At 54.9% G+C, this 21,852-nt stretch carries 21 protein-coding genes; 9 read left to right on the forward strand and 12 right to left on the reverse strand.

Features of this window, described 5'->3' with window-relative positions; translation table 11 throughout:
* Nucleotide 1 precedes the first annotated feature (1 nt).
* The 4 genes from WC698_00295 to WC698_00310 form a co-directional block, all read right to left on the reverse strand.
* Nucleotides 2-1,201, reverse strand: a complete 1,200-nt coding sequence (locus WC698_00295) for a restriction endonuclease subunit S (GenBank protein ID MFA6038693.1) — start codon at nucleotides 1,199-1,201, stop codon at nucleotides 2-4.
* Nucleotides 1,188-2,711: a class I SAM-dependent DNA methyltransferase gene (locus WC698_00300; GenBank protein MFA6038694.1), complete on the reverse strand. Its 1,524-nt coding sequence runs from the start codon at nucleotides 2,709-2,711 to the stop codon at nucleotides 1,188-1,190. The genes WC698_00295 and WC698_00300 overlap by 14 nt, the downstream gene beginning before the upstream one ends.
* Nucleotides 2,704-5,505 carry a DEAD/DEAH box helicase family protein gene (locus WC698_00305; protein MFA6038695.1) on the reverse strand — a complete coding sequence of 934 codons (2,802 nt, stop codon included), beginning with the start codon at nucleotides 5,503-5,505 and terminating at the stop codon, nucleotides 2,704-2,706. Before WC698_00305 ends, WC698_00300 begins: the two co-directional genes overlap by 8 nt.
* Before the next feature lie 74 nt (nucleotides 5,506-5,579).
* The gene (locus WC698_00310) at nucleotides 5,580-6,206 is read right to left on the reverse strand and encodes a S24 family peptidase (protein MFA6038696.1); all 627 of its coding nucleotides are present in this window, start codon (nucleotides 6,204-6,206) and stop codon (nucleotides 5,580-5,582) included.
* Between the two features lie 105 nt (nucleotides 6,207-6,311).
* Between WC698_00310 and WC698_00315 the strand changes: the two genes are divergently transcribed.
* The gene (locus WC698_00315; GenBank protein MFA6038697.1) at nucleotides 6,312-6,518 is read left to right on the forward strand and encodes a hypothetical protein; all 207 of its coding nucleotides are present in this window, start codon (nucleotides 6,312-6,314) and stop codon (nucleotides 6,516-6,518) included.
* A 160-nt stretch (nucleotides 6,519-6,678) separates the two neighbouring features.
* Nucleotides 6,679-7,815, forward strand: a complete 1,137-nt coding sequence (locus WC698_00320; GenBank protein MFA6038698.1) for a DUF4062 domain-containing protein — start codon at nucleotides 6,679-6,681, stop codon at nucleotides 7,813-7,815.
* A gap of 111 nt (nucleotides 7,816-7,926) precedes the next feature.
* Here the strand turns inward: WC698_00320 and WC698_00325 are convergent, their stop codons facing one another.
* From WC698_00325 to WC698_00360, 8 genes are all read right to left on the reverse strand, one after another.
* A complete protein-coding gene (locus WC698_00325; GenBank protein MFA6038699.1) occupies nucleotides 7,927-9,306 on the reverse strand; it encodes a recombinase family protein in 1,380 nt (459 codons plus the stop codon).
* A gap of 354 nt (nucleotides 9,307-9,660) precedes the next feature.
* Entirely contained in the window at nucleotides 9,661-10,209 is a 549-nt protein-coding gene (locus tag WC698_00330) for a hypothetical protein (protein MFA6038700.1), read from the reverse strand.
* A 69-nt stretch (nucleotides 10,210-10,278) separates the two neighbouring features.
* Nucleotides 10,279-11,742: a hypothetical protein gene (locus tag WC698_00335; protein MFA6038701.1), complete on the reverse strand. Its 1,464-nt coding sequence runs from the start codon at nucleotides 11,740-11,742 to the stop codon at nucleotides 10,279-10,281.
* A gap of 1 nt (nucleotide 11,743) precedes the next feature.
* Nucleotides 11,744-13,306 carry a hypothetical protein gene (locus WC698_00340; GenBank protein ID MFA6038702.1) on the reverse strand — a complete coding sequence of 521 codons (1,563 nt, stop codon included), beginning with the start codon at nucleotides 13,304-13,306 and terminating at the stop codon, nucleotides 11,744-11,746.
* Nucleotides 13,275-13,766, reverse strand: a complete 492-nt coding sequence (locus tag WC698_00345) for a phBC6A51 family helix-turn-helix protein (protein MFA6038703.1) — start codon at nucleotides 13,764-13,766, stop codon at nucleotides 13,275-13,277. The genes WC698_00340 and WC698_00345 overlap by 32 nt, the downstream gene beginning before the upstream one ends.
* A complete protein-coding gene (locus tag WC698_00350; GenBank protein ID MFA6038704.1) occupies nucleotides 13,763-14,536 on the reverse strand; it encodes a site-specific DNA-methyltransferase in 774 nt (257 codons plus the stop codon). Before WC698_00350 ends, WC698_00345 begins: the two co-directional genes overlap by 4 nt.
* Complete coding sequence (locus tag WC698_00355) at nucleotides 14,533-15,855, reverse strand: DNA modification methylase (GenBank protein ID MFA6038705.1); 1,323 nt, start codon at nucleotides 15,853-15,855, stop codon at nucleotides 14,533-14,535. Before WC698_00355 ends, WC698_00350 begins: the two co-directional genes overlap by 4 nt.
* Nucleotides 15,856-16,022: 167 nt before the next feature.
* Nucleotides 16,023-17,090, reverse strand: coding sequence for a hypothetical protein (locus WC698_00360; protein MFA6038706.1), 1,068 nt, complete (start codon nucleotides 17,088-17,090; stop codon nucleotides 16,023-16,025).
* Nucleotides 17,091-17,196: 106 nt separating this feature from the next.
* On the opposite strand from WC698_00360, the gene WC698_00365 reads away from it, so the two are divergent.
* The 7 genes from WC698_00365 (at nucleotide 17,197) to WC698_00395 (ending at nucleotide 21,845) form a co-directional block, all read left to right on the forward strand.
* Nucleotides 17,197-17,649 carry an EamA family transporter gene (locus WC698_00365; protein MFA6038707.1) on the forward strand — a complete coding sequence of 151 codons (453 nt, stop codon included), beginning with the start codon at nucleotides 17,197-17,199 and terminating at the stop codon, nucleotides 17,647-17,649.
* Between the two features lie 231 nt (nucleotides 17,650-17,880).
* Nucleotides 17,881-18,795: a methyltransferase domain-containing protein gene (locus tag WC698_00370; GenBank protein ID MFA6038708.1), complete on the forward strand. Its 915-nt coding sequence runs from the start codon at nucleotides 17,881-17,883 to the stop codon at nucleotides 18,793-18,795.
* Nucleotides 18,713-19,198, forward strand: a complete 486-nt coding sequence (locus tag WC698_00375) for an SET domain-containing protein (protein ID MFA6038709.1) — start codon at nucleotides 18,713-18,715, stop codon at nucleotides 19,196-19,198. Before WC698_00370 ends, WC698_00375 begins: the two co-directional genes overlap by 83 nt.
* A gap of 31 nt (nucleotides 19,199-19,229) precedes the next feature.
* The gene (locus WC698_00380) at nucleotides 19,230-20,684 is read left to right on the forward strand and encodes a HAMP domain-containing sensor histidine kinase (protein ID MFA6038710.1); all 1,455 of its coding nucleotides are present in this window, start codon (nucleotides 19,230-19,232) and stop codon (nucleotides 20,682-20,684) included.
* 70 nt (nucleotides 20,685-20,754) lie between these two features.
* Nucleotides 20,755-21,138, forward strand: a complete 384-nt coding sequence (locus WC698_00385; protein MFA6038711.1) for a response regulator — start codon at nucleotides 20,755-20,757, stop codon at nucleotides 21,136-21,138.
* A gap of 58 nt (nucleotides 21,139-21,196) precedes the next feature.
* A complete protein-coding gene (locus WC698_00390; protein ID MFA6038712.1) occupies nucleotides 21,197-21,580 on the forward strand; it encodes a response regulator in 384 nt (127 codons plus the stop codon).
* A gap of 85 nt (nucleotides 21,581-21,665) precedes the next feature.
* Nucleotides 21,666-21,845: a hypothetical protein gene (locus WC698_00395; GenBank protein MFA6038713.1), complete on the forward strand. Its 180-nt coding sequence runs from the start codon at nucleotides 21,666-21,668 to the stop codon at nucleotides 21,843-21,845.
* Nucleotides 21,846-21,852: the final 7 nt, after the last annotated feature.

Genomic DNA, 21,852 nt, shown 5'->3' on the forward strand with positions numbered 1-21,852 from the left:
ATCACGTCACAGCAAATGACTTCTGAATGAGGGCATTGAATTGATTATCAAGCTCCCGTACCTGTTGTTTCATAGATGATTTTAATTGCCCTACACTTGCACAGGCTTGCACGTACTTCATTTGCATATCCATTGGAGGGACAAGAACTTCGGTCTTCATAACTCCATCTTGGGCTATCGTTGTCATTGTTGCTGTATTTGCGTTCTTCATTATTTGATGTCGATAATATGCAGTTTTAGCAAAATCTCTAAAGAATTCGGGGAGAACTAGCTCAAGATTTAAGGGCACTCGAATTATATGACATTCAAAAATGGTTGTTTCGGGTAATAGTCTGGGAACAATAGAGCATTTACCAATACCCTCTGTATTAAGCGAAGATCGACAAAAGAGCGCATCTCCATAAATCAACGTGTATTTTGCCTTTTCCTTCTCACTAGAAATAACCCGTCGCAAATTACTGAAATTCACATACTCTTGGTCAATAATATCTCCTATCCAGACGATCGGAGTCCCATTCGGGGATAATTGATCTTTCTTGGCGAAAAACCCATTTTGCCCTTTTGCGTTACTTATCTCAGCCAATTCTCTACGCGGCCACCCTCTCGGATTCGTCACCGGATCCCCGAACATCTCCAGGAATACCGCCTGCACATACTCATCCAGCAACTTCATCGCCTCCTTCCGCTTCCGGCGGAGTGCATCAGCTTTATCGAGAACTGATACAATGCGCGATTGTTCAGCAAGTGAAGGAATTGGAATTTCGAGCTTGTTTAAGAAGGGCAAATTGACTCCTTTCACCGTAGCTCCTCTGCCATTACGGATGATCAAATTCGCGATGGTTTTAAACCACCAGAACAAATATTTTTCAGATAACATACCTGCTTCTTTTGGTATAACAGCCCGCAAATCTTGGTTGATTGCAGTATCCTTTTCCAAAATGCAGACTTTCCCCAATCCCACCCTCGAAGCAATAATCACTGAATTCTTAGGGATAACGTTACTCGTACTATTTTTCAGAGCTTCTTCAGTAATCTTAAACTCAGTATCTGATAGCACATCGCAGTTCATATCTCTAACTGTCGCCCACAAGATATTACCTTGGTAATAAGTCTTGTTTGACTTCGATGGTGTACCCCCTCCAATGAAGTTACATACATCGCCCAGCTTCCTGATCTGCCATTTTGTTCTATTTGTTTGCATGTTTTAGAGCGGAAAGCCCTGCGACAATTTCCTTCTCTAACTTCTCAATCTTCCCAAGTATTACCTCCGGCTTCTCATACTCCACTGCCACATAATCGGTCTCCTTGTAGCGGTTCACGCTGAGATCGTAATCGTGTTCTTCGATTTCCTTCCGCTCCACCCAGAAGGACTTCTCCTTTCTATCGCTCTGCTTCATCTCGCCGCGTCTGTTCCACTGCGAAACAATATCGGGGATGTCGTTCTCTGTGATCTTGTCACGCTTGTCGTCCAAGCTGAATCCATCAGCCTCCATGTCGTAGAACCACACCTTCTCAGTCTCGCCACCCTTCACGAAGATCAAGACAGCTGTGCTGACACCGGCATAGGGCTTGAAGACGCCCCCTGGCATGGAGATCACGCCCTGTAGCTCACATTGCTCGATAAGGAGCTTGCGTGCGAGCTTGTGGGCATTATTGGAACCGAAGAGTACGCCGTCGGGAACGATCATCGCGGCACGCCCCCCGATCTTCAGGGAATTCACGATGCGGTTGATGAAGAGCAACTCCGTCTTCGTCGTGGGGAGCATGAGGGATTCGTTGATATCCCCCTTATCGAGGCTTCCCTTGAACGGAGGGTTCGCCATGATGACGTCGTACGTGTTGTCATCGTTGAAGTTCTTCGAGAGGGTGTCGCGCTGCATGATGTTCGGGTGGCTGATGCCATGCATCATGAGGTTCATGAGGCCGACGCGTACCATCGTCTCATCTACGTCATAGCCGTAGAACGTCTTCTCCTTCAGGTGCTTCCACTGCCGCTCATCCGTGAGCTTGTCCCCCACAAGGCCGCGCCTGAGGCCGTTGCCATCCGTCACGCGGTGCTTCTCGCTCGTGTATTGCGTGAGGATGTGCTGGTAGGCGCCGAGGAGGAAGCCGCCGGTGCCACACGCGGGATCGCAGATCGTGTCGCCGAGCTTCGGATCCACGAGCTCGCACATCATTTGGATGATGTGACGCGGCGTGCGGAACTGGCCAAGTTTGCCGGCACTCGTGATCTCCGAGAGGAGGTATTCGTACAGGTCGCCCTGTGTATCCTGAAACCCTTGCCCTTCGATCTGTTCCCGTGAGATTTCCTCGTAAATTTCGTCAATAATCGTCACGGCTTCCACAAGGAGGGAGGGCTTGCTGATGATGAAGACCGCATTACTCATGTGCTTGGCGAAGGGGCTGTCCTGATCCCCCAAGGTCTTGAGGAACGGGAAGACCTTCTTGAGCATATGATCCAGCATTTGGCCGCCCTCCATCTGTTTGAAGTGGCTCCAGCGCAGTTCGTCGTTCTTCCCCGCGAAGAAGGACACGTACTTCTCTCCCGTGAACTCATCATCCTGCTTCTTCTTGAGGTCGAGCTCATCGAGCCGCTTCATGAAGAGGAGATAGGAGATCTGTTCGATGGCCGTGAGGGGGTTGGCGATGCCGCCGCTCCAGAACTTGTCCCAGAGCCGGTCAACGGAAGCGCGCAGTTTGGAGCTAAGCATGGAGGAGGGATGTGGCAAGCTGCAGGATCTCGGTACGTTCCTGTGGCTTGAAGAGGCCAAGGAAACCTTTGGCGTGGAAGCGGGTGAATGGCTCTCTCGTGAGGTCTTTCTTGTCCAGCCTTCCGTTCTCGATGATGAAGGTTTGGAGCGCTTGCAGGAACTGGATCTGCTTCGCGGTGAGTGTGTTGTGCGCCACGATGAATTCGGCAAACGCTTCCGTGACTTTGTCCGCGAAGGTCACCAGGTCACCGATGCCCATAATATGCCTGATGAGGTCGAGGAAGCGCACGCGTCGCGCGTCGTAGGCTTTCTGCAGGTTCTGCTCCGTTGGATACGGCTCGTACTGCTCCAGGGTATCGGCAAGCTGCTCCAGCTCCTCCTTCGTCAGGCTCTTGCCCTCTTTGACCTTTTGCAGGATGGGGTTCTCTTCCTCCAGCCGCTTGATGAGCGCCTCCACCTTCTCGCGGTACTTCTGGATGGTCACGCGTTCGTTCGCGGGACCGAATTCGATGTATTTCTTCTCGGCTGTCAGGTCTTTGAGGTTGAGCTTCTCCTGGTCGATCTTGAATCCCTCCTCGCGGTATCGCATGAGGGGGGCGAGCCTCGTCACGATCCGTCGCAGCTCTTCCTCGCTCGCCTTGTGGACGAAACTCTCGTTGAGTACCGACTCGATCAGCTCTTGCTCCCGCGCAACGACATTCACCGTGAGCGGCAGGTCAGATACCTTCTCCACGATGACCTCTTCCAGCGTTGCGATCTTCTCTTCGTTCTTCTCCAAACGCGCGATACTGAGCTGCAGCACGTTGAGGTCGAGGCTCATGGCCTTGAAGTCCTCATTGCTGCGCGCGCGCATGAGCGGGGCGATCTCCTTCTGTAGGTAGAGGCTCTTCTCGCTATTGAGCGTCTTCCAGAACGCATCATCCAGCCGTTCCAGCTTGGACTTGGCGTCCAGCACCACCACGTTATTCTCCGGCAGCCTCGCGATGTCCGCGCGGAGGGCTGCGATGGTATCCGTGGTGATCTCCTTCTCTCCCGCCTTCTCCGCTGCCGCCAGCTTCTGTAGGCGCGTCTCGAAGATGCGGACGGGGAGGGGTTTGGTGGGGCGGTCTTCCTTCCCCTTCGGGTTCATTTCGAAGTAGGCGAAGTTCTCCCAGCAGTCCATGATGAGGAAATTGTCCTTCTTCGTGCACCACGGCTTCATTGCCTTCGGCTCCAACAAACGTGTCCCACGTCCGATCATTTGCCAAAACTTCGTGTACGAAAAGACAGGTTTGGCAAAGACAAGGTTTACGATTTCTCTCACGTCGATGCCTGTATCCAGCATGTCCACGCTGATGGCGATGCGCGGCATGTCGTTACTCTTGAACTGGTCGAGGAGGCCGCCCTTGCCGTGGACACGCGCATCATCGGAGACGAGCACCTTGGCGATGTTGCCTTTCTGTTCAGGATACAGGGCATCGAAGATTTCTTGCAGGCGGTAGGCGTGCTTCTTCGTCATCGCGAAGAAGATCGTCTTCCCCGGCATTGTGCCGCTGTCGTCCTTAACGCACTCCTCCATGAATTCCTGCACGATGAGCGCGTTTGTGCCCTTGTTCGTCACTTTCTTCTCCAGGTCTGTCCCCTCAAAGTTGATGTCCTCGGGTTCCTTGCCTTCCGCGAGAAGCCTCTTCTGTTCCTCCAGCGAGAGCTTGTCATGATGGATACCCTCGGATTGGAACTTCGTCTGGATGGAGAATGCCTGGAAGGTACTGAGATACGGCGGTTTGTTGTTCACGGCCTCTTCGTAGGTGTAGGCGTAGGTAGGATTCCCGTCTTCGCACCGGAAGAGATCGAACGTGTTGTGGTCGATGGCGTCCGTAGGCGTGGCCGTGAGGCCAAGCTGCAGGGAATCGAAGTAGTCGAAGATATTGCGGAAGACGTTGTAGATGGAACGGTGGCTCTCGTCGGCAACCACGAGGTCGAAGAAGTGGGGGCTGAGCTTGCAATCCACCTGCTCGATAATGTTGAGCATCGTGGGATAGGTCGCAATGTAGATGCGCCGATCAGTGGCGATCTCCTGCTCTCCCTGCTTCGGCCAGAGCGGAGCATTGGGGAGGAACTCCCTGAAGGCATCCCGTGCCTGATCCCTGAGCGCGATCCTGTCTACGAGGAACAGTACGCGCTGCGCCCGGTTGCTGCGCATGAGGACATCGAGGAGAGAGACACAAGTGCGCGTCTTCCCCGTACCGGTAGCCATCACGAGGAGGAACTTGCGGTTACCCTTCTCCACGCCTTCCAGCACCGTACGGATGGCTTCGATCTGGTACGGACGTCCTGAAATATCGCGGTTGATGAGCTCCTGCGACATTGGCTTGGCAGTCTCGCGGAGGAACTTCATCCGCTCCAAGTCTTTGCGCGTGGGGAAGCCGTGCACCTTGCGGGGCGGGTAGCGCTCCGTATCCCAGAAGTAGATGTCGTGGCCGTTCGTGTAGAAGACGAAGGGCATCTCCCGCCCCGTGTTCTTCACGATGTTCACCGCGTACTGCTTCGCCTGCTCCTGCCCAACGCGCGCATCCCGTGAAGTCTTCTTCGCCTCCACAACGGCGAGGGGATAGCCGTCTTCTCCGAGAAGGGCGTAATCCGAGAATTGGTGTCCTTGGAATTCATGGAGCGGCTCCTCGATGCCTTCGGGAAGCCCGACCCAGATATCCAGCTCGCTGATGACCTGCGTGGGATCCTTCACATCCCACTGCGCCTTCTTCAGGCGTTTATCGATCAATTCTTGCCGTGTTTCTGCTTCGGTTGGCTTTGGCATAACGAGAAGCAGCGCGAGGCTGTTCTCCGATATGGTAGCAGCTGACGATTTGAAGCCCTATAGCTCTTTCAATATCATTCTTCGATTGAATGTGTGAGCACGCCCTTTACTATTCCCTCAACCCTGAAATCTCCAGCAGCAGGAAAAGGAAGATAACGAGTATCTTTGTTGAATGACACTAAAAAGATCTGATTGCCTCTCACTGCTATCTTCTTAATAAGAGCTTCTCCGTCATTTACACAAACAACAACGTCTCCATTCTTATAATCATTCGTTCGACGTGTGATAACCAAATCACCATTCTTGATGTAAGGAAGCATGGAATTCCCCTTTGCCCTGACGATAAAAGCTTCCAGTGAGGAAAATCCGAGTAGCTTGCTGCCGATAGCAATCTTCTGCACGGGGTTACCGTCGAGTACCGAGCCCCGAGGTCCACACTCCGCGAGACCATAGACATTCAAATACGCGATGAGTCGATCAGGAGATTCTGTGAGTACCTGGTAGTCACGTGGGTTGGAAGGATTGCGCCTTAGATAGCCCTTCATTTCGAGTTGCTGGAGGTGATGCTGAACGAGACTTGGTGAAGAGAGACCGAGAGACTCCTGCAGATCTCGGATTGTCAAAGGATCATCAATATTTTCCTTTAGCAATTCCAAGAGCTTCTCCTGAGTGGGATGGAGAGGGGAAGTTGTCGCAGGCATGAGCCAATTCTAACATGCAGGAGTAGTTCGTACAATAGAATACCTTGTGCTGTTCTTGTGTTTGTACTATTTTGTCCGGTAGCCAACTTTCTTCACCCCTTTACCATGGCTACTGATGCCGCAGGAATGAAAGGATACCGCTCCCGCAATGACGACGGCGAGCTCCGTGACAAGCGCGACGACACGCTTATGCGCACCATCGAGAAACAATACCACCGCGACTTTGACGTCCGAGGCGACATGAAGCTCGGTAACTTCCTGAAGAGAGAAGGATACGACTCTCTCAATGATCTCCTCCATAAAGAACGTTAATCCCTCCCCTTCTTCTATATGAAACGCATGACAATGCAATGCAGCGACTGTGGTTACGAAGAGCGTATCGACGTGCTGACACCCGAAGAAACAGTAGCCAACAACTTGCCACCTCGACCGCCCCGCTGTAGAAAGTGCCACAGCTTCAACGTCACGCTCAATGACTAATTCAGCGATCAAGCCCCGAGTTTTCATTAGTTCCGTTGTTACGGATTACGACCGATACCGCGCCGCAGCGAAGGCGGCAGTCATCTCAGCCGGAGGAGAACCATTATTGGTGAATGAAGACTTCCCAGCCCACGCACTTTCTCCAAGAAACGTTTGTCTGGATGCTGTTGTTGGATCAGACATCTACATACTGTTGCTCGGGTCGAGAGGTGGATCGAGGGCACCATCTGGGAAGCTCATGGTTGAGGAAGAGTACGAGGAAGCCAAGAAGCGCGGGATACCAGTTCTCATCTTCCTCGAAGAAACGGAGCGGGATAGCGGAGCCTCCTTGCTCGAGAATAAGGTTAGTGATTATCTGCATGGGGGCTTGCGGAAGAAATATTCTTCCGAAAGCGAGCTGCGCGAAGCAGTGAAGAACGCCCTTGCCCCCCTAATTGGGCAACTTATTATCTCCTCAATGGATCCGAACCTTGTGCAGCAGGCCATTCTAGAACCTCCGAAAATGGGACAAGAGGCCACTGTTACACTTGCCCTAGCCCCTACTCGTGACAACGAAGTGATCGATCCCGTAACACTTGAGAGCCCTCAGTTCGCGGATGGAGTGTATCGGCTCGCACACGAACCAGAGATCAGGCTTCTTTCGTACTCAAAGAGCAAGACACATTCGATACAAGGCAGGGCTTTCATGATCCGGCAGGGGGGGAATTCTAGCCCTAAAGAGGAAGCTATTGTGACAGTGCACGAAAACGGACTCATTACGGTGACCGCTAATGTCACTGGACGCAATGAGCGTAACCAAGAAATTCTTTCGGGGTATGCTATCTCCGAAGAGGACGTCCGGCATATCCTTCGTACAGTGCTTTCCTTCGCGAGAGCATTCTATGACCAGCATGATCCGTATCAGCGTTACCACAGCTTTCTCTACGCTGTGAGCTTGGCGAATGCGGGACATCGCAGGATCGAGAAGGACGTCTCCCCTCGAAAGTCATATACGATGTCATATCAAAATAAAGATGTTATCCTGGCGTTTGATGAGCCCCGAAAAATCGATCGTTCGGTGATGAGCAATCCCGAGCACGAGGTAGATAGAGTAATCACGTTGCTTCAGCGTCAGCTCAACCAAGATTGAATCTCGTAGTTGCGATATTTCTCAGCACTCCGTACCAGTGGATCATGGCATCGAAGAGAGTTATTAAATGGCCAGCGGTCTGCCATTCCTTTTCCTTCTCGTGGATCAACTTCATGAGGCAAGAACTGATTGCTTGGACGAAGTTTTCTTCTCCCTTGTTTGCTCCAACGTAACAATCCCGCCCTTCAGGGTGAGTTTGTTTCGGAGGCAATTGAGTAGTTCCCGCTTCTCCTCCGTCTTTCCATCCTTGAGGAGGTACTTCGCGTACGTCCGCACGTCCACCTTCGGCACCTTTACGCCCATAGCTTGGCCGAGGATGCCGCTTGAGAACCGCTCGTAGCGGGCAACCTCCTCCTGCAGCTTCTTCTTCATGCCCACCTTGTCCAGATCGATCGTATCGATGAGGGCAAGAAGCTGCTCCAGAAGAACGTCCTCCCGGATGGACGGCTCCCGGCAGTCACGGGTCTTGGAATCACAGCAGACGTAGTAGATGTAGGTCTTGATGCTCCCGTCCTTGAGCGTTTTTCTCTTCTCCTCTGCCGTGACCCCTGAACCACATCCCCCGCACGTCATCATCCGCGTGTAGGCGAACTCCTTCGTCCCCCACGCCTTCTTCGGCGCGAGGTCCAGCACCTTCCCGGCGTCCTCAAAGAGCTGCTTCCCCACGAGCGGCTCGTAGTTCCCCACGTACCAGTTCCCACTCCCGACCGGATATTCGAATTTCCCCGTATAGAAGGGGTTTCTGAGCATCCGGTAAATCATGCTGAGCGTGACGGTCCTCCCCAGCTTCGTCGTGAATCCCACCTCCTGCATCCAGCAGTGAAGGTGGCGTCCGGATGCGTGCTGGTAGGCGACTTTCTCAAACGCTTGCCGCACGAGGGGCCCCCGGATCGGATCGGGAATGACCCTGTTCTTCTTGTCCTCCGGACGCTTCTCCAGCGCATAGCCAAGAGCGGGGATGCAGGGACGGTGCCCCGTCTCGCAGCGGGACTTCATCCCCCGCTTCGTGTTGATGCCGCGGTTGTCATTCTCCAGCTTCGCCTGTGAGCAGAGGATCATGAGGAGGAACTTCTCATTCGGGTTATTCGTAAACCTCTGCCCGTGCGTCCGTATCTCTTTCAGGAGCCCCTGGTCCATCATGTCCACGAGCGCTCCCAGGTCTCCGGCGTTCCTGCTCAGGCGATCTGCAGCCCACGTCAGGATGCCGTCAAATTGGCCTCCACGGATGTCTTCCAGCAATTTGTTGTACACAGGCCTCCCGCTCGATTCCTTCGCGCTGTGGCTCTCCCTCCGGACATCCACGATCTCGATCTTCTCTCGCTTGGCAAGCTCCAGCATCGCCTTCACTTGGGAATCGATGGAAAGTGCCTGCCGCTCATCCTGCTCGCTGCTTTTACGGGCGTACAGGACGTAACGGACGGTTCCGATCTCGGGCGGAGGGGAGAGGTCGATGTGCGTTGTCTGTAGGGAGGGAAGCGTGGCGATTGCCATAGGGGAAGGGGGAAGTTGCCCTACAAGCAATGCCCCAACCTTCCTCCGGTATCCAGGCAATCGACCCGCCTGCCTTCCCCGTATACCTCTTCCAATGGTCGTTTCTATGGAGTTTCCTAAAAAATGCGCGACCCGTCTCCCTATGAGCCCCAAAGCTACCGTTTTCGCACATTGGGATATCTCTCTGTGAGGGCGCGGTAGTTCTTCATGATCGCGAGCACCTCTCCCCGCGAGAGCCCCGAGGCAAAGCAAACCACGGGGAGATCAAACATGTTCGTGACGCCGGATGCCCGGACGGTTTCGTATGCCCTCAACATTTCTTCTGTGATAGCGGGATTGACGGGTTTCATACGGCTAGCGATGAATATCCACGCATACGATGCGTGTGTCCGGATGCATGCGGAGGGCTTCCTTCACTTCCTTCAACCAGATCCCGTCATTCTTCCGATCCATCCTCCACTTCATCCACCCATCCACGATAAAGGCATCTCGCTCGTGCCAGAGGCCGTCTGGTGTCACCATTGCTGCCGGGAGGATCTCCTTGAGGTTCTTCTTCTCAAGGAGCGCCAAAGCCGCAATCACATCATCCGGGAAACAGTTCCACCTCCCCCCAATTTCGTAGAAGTCCCACTTCGCTTGGGGATTCGCGGTCTTCACGGAGAAAAGCCCTTTTCGGTCTATCCCCCCCGGGTTGCCGTTCCAATCCTTCATGAAAGAAACGAGCGCCTTCCGGTCGCTTCGCCGCACGCGATAGTGCTTCGCCATTACGGATATCTCATCGGCATCGAGGTACTCCTTGTACGGGGGCACCTCGTGCTCGATGCCGTAGAGCCGGAGCGCATCAGAGACGTGCTCCTTGATGTCCCCCTCCTTGGGGATGAATATATAGACGCAGAAGTGCATAGGAATGATGGGAAAGGGCTTCCATACAGCAATGCCGCAACATTCCTCCCGTATCCAGCCCCAGAAACCTCACCAAAACCTCGAAGGGGGCTCCTCTTCCTGTTCAAGGTAGTTATTGAAGTACATGCGGCAGTAGGAGGAATGCGTGAGCTGGCTGATGAGAAGAACGAGGGCGTCGACGAGATCGTCGTGGAGTTCGCTCCCGAATCCCGTGAGCTGCGAGATGAGTTCCTCGCACCCGTGCTCCGGGAAGAGCACCCTGCCGGACTGGATGAACGTGGAGATGAGCGCGAGGCGGCTGCGCTTGTCGCCATGAACCTTCACGCCCCGCGCGCGTAGCCTCTGATGCCGAAGGAGTTGCGTCATCGCGCCTTGGTAGCCGACATCCTCCACGTACACCATGGGCGCCAATCTCCCCTTGATGGCGTCGACGAGGCTTAGTACATGCTCGATCGTCCCGAGCGCCGTCAGGCGGGCATTGATGGGGTTCGGGAGGACGTAGAGGTAGCCCTTGCGGTTATTGCCCACGTATACCTTTCCGCACACGATGGAGGTGAAGTCTGCACTATCCTCCTGGGAGATGGCCAGATCGATGCCGATAGCCGAGAGGACGGGCTCTTCGTACGGCTCGTGCTCGTAGTACTGTATCCACTCGGGACGGATCACGACCCCGTAGTCCGAAATGATCCGAAGGAGGAATTCGCGCTGCCATGCGATTTCGCTCCCGACGCGCCTCCTCTCCGCCTCGATGGCCGCCTCCGTGGGATACTTCCCCGGCCAAAGGCACTGTCCATTCTTGGCGAGGAGTGGATATTCTCGGTAGGTGCCTTGGAGCGTCTCCTCCGCCACCTCCCGCTGGAGTCGCTTGAGGAGGCAGTCCTCATGAAGGAGGTTACCCACGAACACAATCCTCGTGTGAGGGTCACCCGCCGGGATGAGTTCGCCCTTCACGAAGTTGTAGGTCTTGTCCCTGCCCTCTCGGGTCTTCACGGAGGGCAAATCCTCGATATCGTCGCAGATGATCAAGTCCGGACGATTCTCCTTGTGGCGTAGACCCCGCACGCTCTGATCAATCGAGACCGCCATGATCTTCGCGTCGTAGTTGGAAATGACGAGGCAGCTGTTACGCCACTCATCCTCCTCCTCCCTGAAGGGGCCGAGGTCGCCTCTGAGGAGGGAGTTACTCTCGAGTTCCTCCTTGATGTTCTTGAGGTGCTGGCGTGCCTGCGCCTGCGTCTGTCCCACGAGGATGACGAACTTCTTCCCGGGCTTCCCAAGAATCGACCAGAGGACAAAGGACATGTTGAGGATCGTCGACTTCGCAGAGCCCCGGAACGCCGTGACGACGACCGTCTGGTAGGTCTCCTCCTCCGTAATCTGGAACATCTCCCTCTGGAAAGCCGCCGTCTTGAACTTCACGTAGTGCGGGAAGTAGCAGTGAAAGAAGAGGTGGTGGCTCTGGCGCGTGAGGGCCCTGCGGACAACACGGTCCTTAAGGAGCTTTCGCCGAAGGTCAGGGATGAGTTCTCCCATATCAGAAGACCTCGGAAAGGGCGTTCCTTGGGGGCAAATCCCCAAGGGCCCTGCTACCCCACCATTTGACGCCGTCATCCGGATGCCTGTCATCATCGCCTCCCACGATCCAGATCATCCCCATGCTGGACCCCGGCCCCTCCTCGAGGACGTAGGCGAGGAGGATCGCGAAGGCGTCGGCGAGGTCGTCATGAGCCTCGATGCCGAAGTTGAGGAGCTGGTTGATGAGTTCTTCGCAACCTTGCCGCGGAAAGAGAACGCGCTCGCTCTGGATCAGGTGGCTTGTGAGGGCGAGCCGCGCACGCTTGTCCTGATTCTTCACCTTCGACCCCTTCACATCGTAGCCGTCCCTATCGAGAGTCTCGATGAGCATGCCCTGGTATCCCACTTCCTCAATGCAAAGCTGCGACTTCTCCCCGCCGCCGACGGCTCTGGAAACCTGCTTCGCCCGTTCCAAGGTCTCAAGCGCCGTGAGGTGCTCATTGACGGGGTTTGGGAGGATATAGAGGAGAAGCTGCCCGTCCTCGCGGTACACCTTGGCCGAGACCATGGCCGTGTAGTCGGCACTCTCATTCTTGGAGATCGCAAGGTCGATCCCCGTCGCGCTGTACCGGAATTCCCGTTCCTTATCCTTCTCCGGCGGGAAGGTGTCGTAGTACCGGATCCAGCCGGGGTGGATGACACGGTCGGCATCCGCAAGGATCCGAAGGAGATACTCCCGGTGCCAGGCACTGTCACTCCCGATCCGCTGACGTTCGGATTCGATATCCGCTTCCGTCCGGTACTTCCCCGGCCAGAGGCGCGTCCCATCCTCAAGGAGGAGCGGGTACTCGCGGTAGCTTCCCTGCAGCTTCCCACCCTCAATTTCCCGCTGGAGGCGCTTCAGAAGGCAATCTTCGTGGAGGAGGTTCCCGATGAAGACGATACGGGTACCCGTGTCCCCGGCGGGGAGGAGTTCTCCCTTCACCCACTGGTACGTACGGTCTCTCCCGTCCTTCGTCTTCACGGACATCAGGTCCTCGATATCGTCGCAGATAATGAGGTCGGGGCGATGGGGTCCGTGGCGTAGCCCTCGCACCGCCTGGTCTATCGAGACCGCCATGATCTTCGCACCGTAGTTTGAGATGACGAGGCAGGAATTTCTCCATTCATCCTCCTCTTCCCGGAAGGGTCCCAGATCCGCGCCGAGGATTTTGTTGTTCTCCAGCTCTTCCTTGATGTTCTTGAGGTGTTGCCTCGCCTGTGCCTGGGTTTGCCCGACGAGGATCACGAACTTCTTCTTTGGAACACCCAGGATCGCCCAGAGGGTGTAGGAGAGGTTCATGATCGTGGATTTCGCAGAACCTCGGAAGGCCGTGATGGCTATGGTGCGGGGATCAGGGTGTTCCGTGAGCGAGAACATCTCCCGCTGGAAGCGGGCTGTGGGAAACTTCACGTAGTGCCAGAAGTAGAAGTGGAAGAACCAGTAGTGGCTCGCCACGACGGTTTTCCTGCGAAGTTTCCTGTCTTTAAGCATCCGGAGCCGAAGCTCCTTAGCCGATGGTGTTTTCCGGGGTTTCTCCATGGGAAGAGGGGGGAAGGGAAGAAAAGGAATCTGAAGGTTCATCTTCGGTGAACGATGCGAGCCGTAGCGCCTCTGTGATCGCGGCCTCCTGCTCGGGGGTGAGCTGGTCTGTCTCATGTTTGAGACGTGCCGTCACCTCAAGCTTGTTGTTGTAGTTGGGGTTTCGGTGCTTGAGCCAGTACATGACGGCGCCGAGGTTGCCGTCCCGGATCTGGGAGAGGAGTTGGCTCTCTGCCATGTCGGAGACGAGAGCCGTGCCATCATGGAGTGCCTCGTCTGCGGAGGAGGCGAAAGCGGGGTCTTCCTTTCGCCAGCGGTAGTACGTGGCGCGGCTGACGCCTGCCTTTTCACAGACAACCTGGACGATGGGGAGCTTTCTCAGCTGTTCGAGGAGGGTGGCCTGTTCCTGCGCCTTCCGTGCGTCAATGACAGCCTTGCGGGTTGCATGCCGGTTCGTCATGGGCGGGAGGGGGAAGAGATAACCTTCGCGCCGATCCCCGTTGCCCTTTCAAAGCGGTCACAGATGACCCTGCAGTACGCGGGAGAAAGCTCCAGGCCAATGCAGCGCCGCGACGTCTCCTGACACGCCAACAGAGTCGACCCGGATCCGAGGAAGGGGTCGTAGACGATGTCCCCAGTGCGCGTCCCGTTGAGGACGAGCCGACGCAGGAGCGCCACGGGCTTGCAGGTGGGGTGCAGGGTGCTTCGGTGTGGCTTTGGATGCACAAGAACGGTTCGGTCAGCGCAGCGGATGCGCTCGTGGGAGCCGTGCCACCCATAGGCGATGAGTTCGTGCTGCGGGTGGTGATCGAGCCTTCCCGCGATGGGCTGGGTCTTCACCCACACGAGGAGCTGTGAGAAACGGAACCCGGCCTCCTGCATGCCCTCCCTGAGGGCAAAGACCATCCGGTCGCAGTTGAAGCAGTAGATCGTGTTCTTCGGTGCAAGGTGCTGCTTCACCGCCTCCAGCCACTTCTTCGTGAAGGTGCGATACTCCGCATCGGACTGGAGGTGGTCGTTTTCAATGGGTGCGTGGCGGGTCTTCCTGCCCGCGAAGTCCTCCTTGGAGGCGACGTAATCGATGCCGTAGGGAGGGTCCGTGAGGATTTGGCGCACCTTCGCCTTGCCGATGACTTGCGTCACAAATGCCGCATCCATGGCATCCCCGCACCCAAGAACGTGCTCTCCAAGCTTGAGGATCGTGCCGGTGGTGATCTGGAGCTTCGTCATTTCTTGAGGGGGGAGGGGGTAAGACCAAGCGCCTTCGCTCTCTCCAGGATGAGGTCACAGAAAATGGGTTCAACATCGCAGAGGAACGCCCTCCGCTTCATCTGGTGGCATGCCACCATCGTGGAGCCGCTCCCCGCCGTGAGGTCTAGGATGATGTCACCGGGCTTTGAGCAGCGACGAAGAGGCTTCTCGTGGAGCGTCGGAGGTTTCTGGGTCGGGTGCTGGTACTCCGTGGAATGGAGCCTCTGGCATGCCCAGATCTGGAAGAGGGAGAGGATGTCATCGATCTGGCGGGTACCCGCCCCCACTTCTTTGTCGAGGATCTCGGAGAGGTTGGTGGGGGTCGGGGCGAGGTGGGGCGTCCCCACGGTCCCGTACACGGCGATCTCCATGGCCTTGTTGAAGGCGATGCCGGGCGTGAGGGAGAAGTTCCCCTTCACCCACGCGCAGAGCCTCCGGTGTGTGACCCCAAGCTCCCGGTAAAGTTCCTGTATGAGCCACGTCCAGTTCTCATCGCACCAGAAGAAGCAGTGGAGATCCTTCTTCCCCGCCGCGAGGGCGTTGCCGAGGATGGCCTTGAGGAATGAGCGGTAGTCCTCCTCGTTCTTGCGGTCGTTCGTCTTGCCCCCATACGCCTTGCGCTGGCTGACACCTTTGCTGTAGTCGAGGCCGATATTGAAAGGCGGATCGATGTAGAGCATGGAGGCCGCATCCTTCCCCATGAGACGCCGGACGACTGCCGGATCTTGGCTATCTCCGCAGATGAGGCGGTGGGGGCCGATTGCCCACATGTCCCCGATCCGCGTTTTCGGCTTCTTGATCTTCTGCAGCTCCTTCTCCACGTCGAAGTGGTCGTCCTCCGTTTCAAGGAGCCCGTCCCATGCGCTCGCAAGTTCATCCGCGGTGAAGCCGACGTCGAGGAGGATGTCCGAGTCGAAGGTCTTCAGCACCTCCCAGTCCCACTCCCCCGTATTCCTATTGAGCCGCAGATTCAGCTCCTTCTCCCGCTCAAGGGAGGGAATGTGGACGTAGACCACGGGGACGGTCCGGTACCCGAGTTTCCGCAGCACCTCGAGGCGGAAGTGGCCTCCAATGACGATGTTCTTTCGATTTCGCGCCCCATTGACGACGATGGGCTCGACAACGGAGAAGCGCTTGATACTTTCGATCAACTGCTCCTCTTGTCCCGGGCTATGTGTCCTCGGATTGTAGGCGGCGGGATGCAGGGCACCGATCGGAACCCAGACGATCTGGAGATCCAGCGGGGCTTTGCTGGGGATACCTGAGCCTCTTTTCTTTCTGCGGCGATGTTGTGCCATACGAATGGAGGAAAAAAGTATGGCTATACCGCTGGAGGTCACTGATTTTTATAAACAAGGGAAAGTAGTGAACCCCTTTCCCCCTTCGCTTTCGTTTGCGGAAAAAGACCCTTGCGTTTTTCTTTCCCTATTTTCTGCAAGCAGAAATATCTGTCACCTTCAGAAAATCAGTGACCTTTTCTGTGATATTCTGGCATGAAGCCGACGTTGTCCCAGCGTGTGAGTTCGGGATTGATGCGCCAGAGGCTTCCAGACTTGATGAGAATCGGCTTTGTGTTGTATTCCATGCAGATCTCCTGAATGCGGTGGATGCGGTTATGGATAGAACTGCAGCCCGTCTTGAGACTCGATCCTCTTGGAGCGAGGTGCTTGGCGAGTTCCTTCGCGCTCATGCATGGAGCTCCGGGGCGCTTCCCGATCCGGCGGAAGAATTGGATGATGCGAATACTCTGCGGCGTGACGCCGTCCTCTTCCTTGATCCAGAATCCCGCCTGCGTGAAAAGAAAGATGCCGGCCTTGTGGGGCAGGTAGAGCGCGATGGCTTCGTCAATGAGGTCTGCTTCCTCGGGAAGGATCTCAAAGCGCTTCGCAGTCTCGCTCAGCAGGACATGTTGGAAGAAGACTGTGGGAACGGATGCAGCCGCCTCGGAAGCTGGGAGTGCGGCATCCCGCCCGAAAGGGAGTAGGGGTTCCTTAGCGTTCCACGTTGGGCGTCCGATCGTTTCGGGTGGAAGCTCCATGCTTTGTAGGATGATTTCCTGCGCCGGGGAGGAGTCCTTGTTCGAGAACTGCTCCTTCTCTACCAAGGGGGCAGGGAAGTCCTTCAGCAGAACGTGCTGTTCAAGCATCTCGAATGCGGAGGGTGACTGCGGCACGATGCTGGAAATCCGTTCCATGGAATCCTGTGCGGCTTTCAGCATCCGTTCCAGCGTCCCATTCTCAAGGATCAGACGCGTGTTCTCCATGATCTTCTGGTATCGCTCAATGGAACTCGCGATGCCTGCGCGGTGACGCTCATACCATTCTGTTCCGCTTCGTACTGCTTGCGTGACAGTCTCCATCGTCCGCACAATGCTCGTGACGTCAATTGTGGGGAAACGGATCGTGGCAATTTGTTCGATGGACTTGCGTCTCCATTTCTCCGCCTCTTCTATCCCCTTGAGCATCTCTGAGAGGTCAAAATTGTTCAGCCAGAGGTTATCATCATGCTCGCCGCTTTTGTCGGGGGAAGACATGGTGCAATTGTACCATCAGCTCATCAGCGCATAGTTGACATTTGTTATCAATGATGGAATTATATGTATTCCAGAGTCCGAATATTCTGACTCTGCGATCCTTCAAATGTCGCAGCAAAACCCGGAGGTTACGATGAAAACTGCAACCCTATTCTGCACGCTTGCGATGCTTTTCTACGCCCTTGAGATCGCTCTCACGGACTGGAAGCTCGCGAACATCTCCCCGCGGCTCCTTACGCTCTTTTACGCAATCGGAGTCGCCGTGTGCGCCGCCGTCACGCTGTCAATCGGTCATGAGAAAATCCGAATGCCTGAAGGCAACCAATGGCTCTTCGTGTTTCTCATGATTGTCGCGTCCTTCATCGCGGCGGAGACGCATTTCGCGGCTCTGAACAGCCAGTCGGGTGCGGTCACGCTCACGATGTTCTACTGTCTCATGCCTGTCGCGGCGAGTTTCTACATGGCGATCTTCAAGTGGGAACTCCCGAATGTCCGCGTCATACTCGCATGGCTCGTTGCAGCTTTCGCCCTCTATCTCCTCAGTACGGGGGAAAAGTAGTCTTCCCGGACGCATGCTGCGACAAGAAACCACCAGAGAGTCTGGTGGTTTTTTCTATGTCATGCGACAGGGAAATATGCCTACAGCAGAAATTTCTCGCAATCGAGCCTTTAGTATGCAATTATTGGCAACATATGAAGGTCATGAATTTCAAGAATTGCACTATTGGGCATAGAGGAGGGCTATATTTGCATTTGACAATACTTGAATTTGGTATAAATTACTACATCCATGCCTAACCTTCTCGCTCTCCAACGCGATTCATCTCCGGATGTGCATTCCCTTCGGGAGTGGGGACAGATCGAAGATCCGGGAGAGGTGCAAAGAGTGCTTGATCGCATACAAGCCACTACCCACCTCGACGTCTACAAGTGCGCTGAATTGTACGAGCTTGCCTATCCGGGATACGAAGGTGATCTGGATTATTACCTTGAAAAGGGAGTGAACGGGCACGTCTTATATCTGGGCGTTGGTGCCGGACGTATTTTTTCACATCTCGCTCAGGAGAATCCCGATGCAATCGGGATTGATAATTCCCCGGAGATGCTCGAGCTCCTCCGCCGCAGGCATCCGCATGTGCAAAACAGGCAAGTCATGTTGGCCGATGCGGTCACAGAGCAATTTCCCGAATCACATTTCGATTCCGTGGTTGCTCCCTATTCATTCTTACAGGTTGTGGAGGAGAAACAACTTTCACCACTGCTGAAGAATGTCCACAGAAGCCTCAAGCCCGGCGGCCAGTTCCATACGGACACCTTTTCGCCCTATCTCATCCCTTTCCAAAAGCCGGGGCTGGAAGCGAGTATCCGCCGCATCGGCATGGACACGCGCGTTGCGATATTCGTCCTCTACGATCACTTGAAACAAGCCATGAAAGAGATGGCGCTGATTTGCCGGGACGGAGATGAGAAGATGACCGAAATGGATCTGCAATATTACTTCCCCCGTGAGCTTATCGCAGCCATGGAAGATGCGGGTTTCGAGGATGTGAAAGTGTCCGGTGGGTATCAGGGTGAACCTTTCAATCCTATCGAGAACGAAGTGCTGGTCTACGAGGCGCGGCGTGCCGTCGAAGAGCCCGTTCATCGGCAGTCACCATCCGGCAACGGGCGGAAAACCGTTGGTGGAAACGGATCGCATTCCTGATGCCATCGCCATGCTCCTGATCGATACATATTTGGCTCCGAGCAAGATCGAGGGAATCGGCCTCTTCGCAAAGGAACCGATTTCGAAGGGAACGAAGGTATGGGAGTTCACTCCCGGCTTCGATTTGGAACTCTCACCGGAAGAGGTCGATAGGCTGGCAGCAGGTTGTCGTGAGAGGATATTGAATTATGCCTATTTCAATGCACAGAAGATGCGACATATCCTCTGCTCGGATGACGCGCGGTTTATGAATCACAGCGAAGAGCCGAATGTCATCGATGTTGGGTTCGGCAACGGAGACGGCAAGGAGGGGGAATCATTCGCTGCACGGGATATTGATCCCGACGAGGAGTTGACGGAGGATTATCGGACGTACGACCAGAGTGGAAGCATCTTGCGCTGAATGGTCCTCTGGGTGGTACACTACAATACCGATGTCCCCGGTAAGCGTCGCATCTGCGAGTTCCGGCAAGCGTCCACCGCGCCTCGGCGGCGGCTGGGTGGCTTTGGGGGTCGTTCTGATCTCCATAGCCGTATCGTGCGGCATGACGTACGTCCTGTACGGTTCGATGCAGCGCGTGTTTCGGGCGGGACTGGATGAGCGTCTCATGGGGCTCGCCTCTGTTGCTTCCACAAGCTTCGATCCTGCCGAACTGGACCAAATCGAGGGTGAGGAAAGTGTGGATACACCCGCCTACGAACGCGCAGTACTCCAGCTTCAGCGCATCCGTTCGCAGACTGCCAATATCCGCTACGCTTACATCCTGCGACGCACGGATGATCCGAATACAATGGAATTCGTCGCGGATGCCGATTCACTCCATCCAGACCAAGAAGTTGATCTCAATGGAGACGGGGTCATCAATGACGAGGATGCCCTCACGTACCCCGGCGATCCTTATGACGTCTCTGAGTTTCCGGAGTTCCGGAGGGATGCCTTTGTGCGTTCTTTCGTCGATCCGGAATTTACGGTGAGCCAATGGGGACTCTTCCTCGCGGGGACGGCACCCATCCGTTACATCGATGACCCTCAGCGTTCGACTGGCTATGCAATCGGATTGGATATGTCTGTCTCACATTTCTGGGCATTGCTTCAGCGCATCTTCATTCCATTTATCGGTTTCGCACTATTCTTGATTGCGCTGATCGGGCTGCAGGCCTTCGCAATTCATAAGCTCTGGAAGAGACAAGTGACGCAGATGGCCGAGATCGACCGCCAGAAGGACGAACTCATCAGTATCGTCAGCCACCAGCTCGCGAGCCCGATTTCCTCGATCCAGTGGAGCATGCAAGACATGCTCGACGGGGAATTCGGCGAGCTTTCGGATGCATTGAAGAAGCACCTCCAGGAAGACATGAAAGTGACCGGCAACCTTCTCGACTTGGCGGGGCTTCTCTTGGACGTGTCCCGTATTGAGCTTGGCCGCCTCAAGATGAACAAACAGAAGCAAAGCCTCTCTGAATTTTTCCAGGAAATTATTGTCGTCATTGAGAATAAGGCCAAAGAGAAGGGCATCACCTTCTCCTACTCCCTCCCCAAGACGTTGCCGGAAGGCACGTTTGATAAGCGGTTGACACACATGACCGTCGAAAATCTCCTTTCCAATGCAGTGAAATACACGCCGGTCAGCGGGACCGTCAATCTCAAGGTGGAGATGAGGGGGAACATCCTCTCGTGCACCGTGAAGGACAGCGGCATCGGCATTCCGAAGAAGGACCAGGCACAGCTCTTCGGGAAGCTCTTCCGGGCAAGTAATGTTCAGAACGTCGATGGCAACGGCTTCGGCCTGTACGTGGCGAAGGGGGCAGTGGAGCAGCAGGGAGGTAAAATCCGTTTTGAAAGCGAGGAGGGCAAGGGCACAACATTCTTCGTGGAATTGCCCGTTTGATGCCTCTTCACTCCAATCGCGTTTTCTGCTACAATATTCACGTAGATTCAGCTTTCCTCCCCTGTTCCCCATGGCTCCCGACACCAATACCAAGAAGCAGATCCTTGTCGTCGAAGACGATAAGAACATGAATGACTCCCTCCAGCGGAAGTTTCAGGGTCTCGGCTGTGAGACCGAGGGGTGTTTCGACGGGGAGCAGGCGCTGATCAAGATGGGCGAAAAGACCTACGATGGAATCATGATGGATCTCATGATGCCGATCAAAGACGGTTTCGCCGTATTGGCGAAGAAAAGCACCACTAAGAACCCCACGACGCCTGTCTACGTATTGACGACTCTGGGGGAGGAAAAGTGCGAACTTGCCCGAGAATTGGGCGCAAAGATGACGTTCATCAAGTCCCAAATGACCGCCGCGCAGGTTATCGAGGAGGTGAAAAAGGATATGGGACTGTGAATGGCCTGTAGGCACACTTGGTTGTTTGGTATGATCGGGGTACTTCCCCTTCTTTCGTATGCCTGCCGTCACTCAAGCAAGAAAAGTCCTTGTGGTGGATGATGATCAGACTCTTAACGGCTCCTTGCAGCGAAAATTCCAGAAATTGGGGTTTAATGCGGAAGGTGTTTTCGACGGAGAACAGGCGATCAATCGCATGGGCAAAGATCTCTTTGCTTGTATTCTCCTTGATTTGAAGATGCCGATCAAAGACGGTTTTGATGTGTTGCAGGAGAAGGACAAAACATTGAATGCCAATACCCCGACATTCGTACTCACGTCACTCGACGAAGAACAGTGCCGACGCGCGCGGGAACTCGGAGCGAGAGAGACCTTCGACAAGATGCACATGTCCCCCATGCAGGTAGCCGAGGAAGTAGAGAGGGAACTCGTGGTGGCATAGATGGATTTACCGCTTGCACAAGCGAATAATGAAGCGATAACTTACAAAAGGTTGCTTCCAGTACATTCTCCTTTACACTCCGCCAATGCAAAACGTATCCATCGAAACTCTGCCCTTCACGAAGGATTCCGATGTCTTCCACGCTTTTCAGGTTTTTTGGAAAGATGAAATCGGTGAAGAGCTGAGCTATGAACGAGCACAGGATTACGGTCCGAAGATCTTAGCCATGGTAGCTTTGGCGGCGAGATCAAGGCACATACGCTGATCCGGCT

This window comes from Candidatus Peribacteraceae bacterium, assembly GCA_041661065.1.
Lineage (GTDB): Bacteria > Patescibacteriota > Gracilibacteria > Peribacterales > Peribacteraceae > CAIKAD01.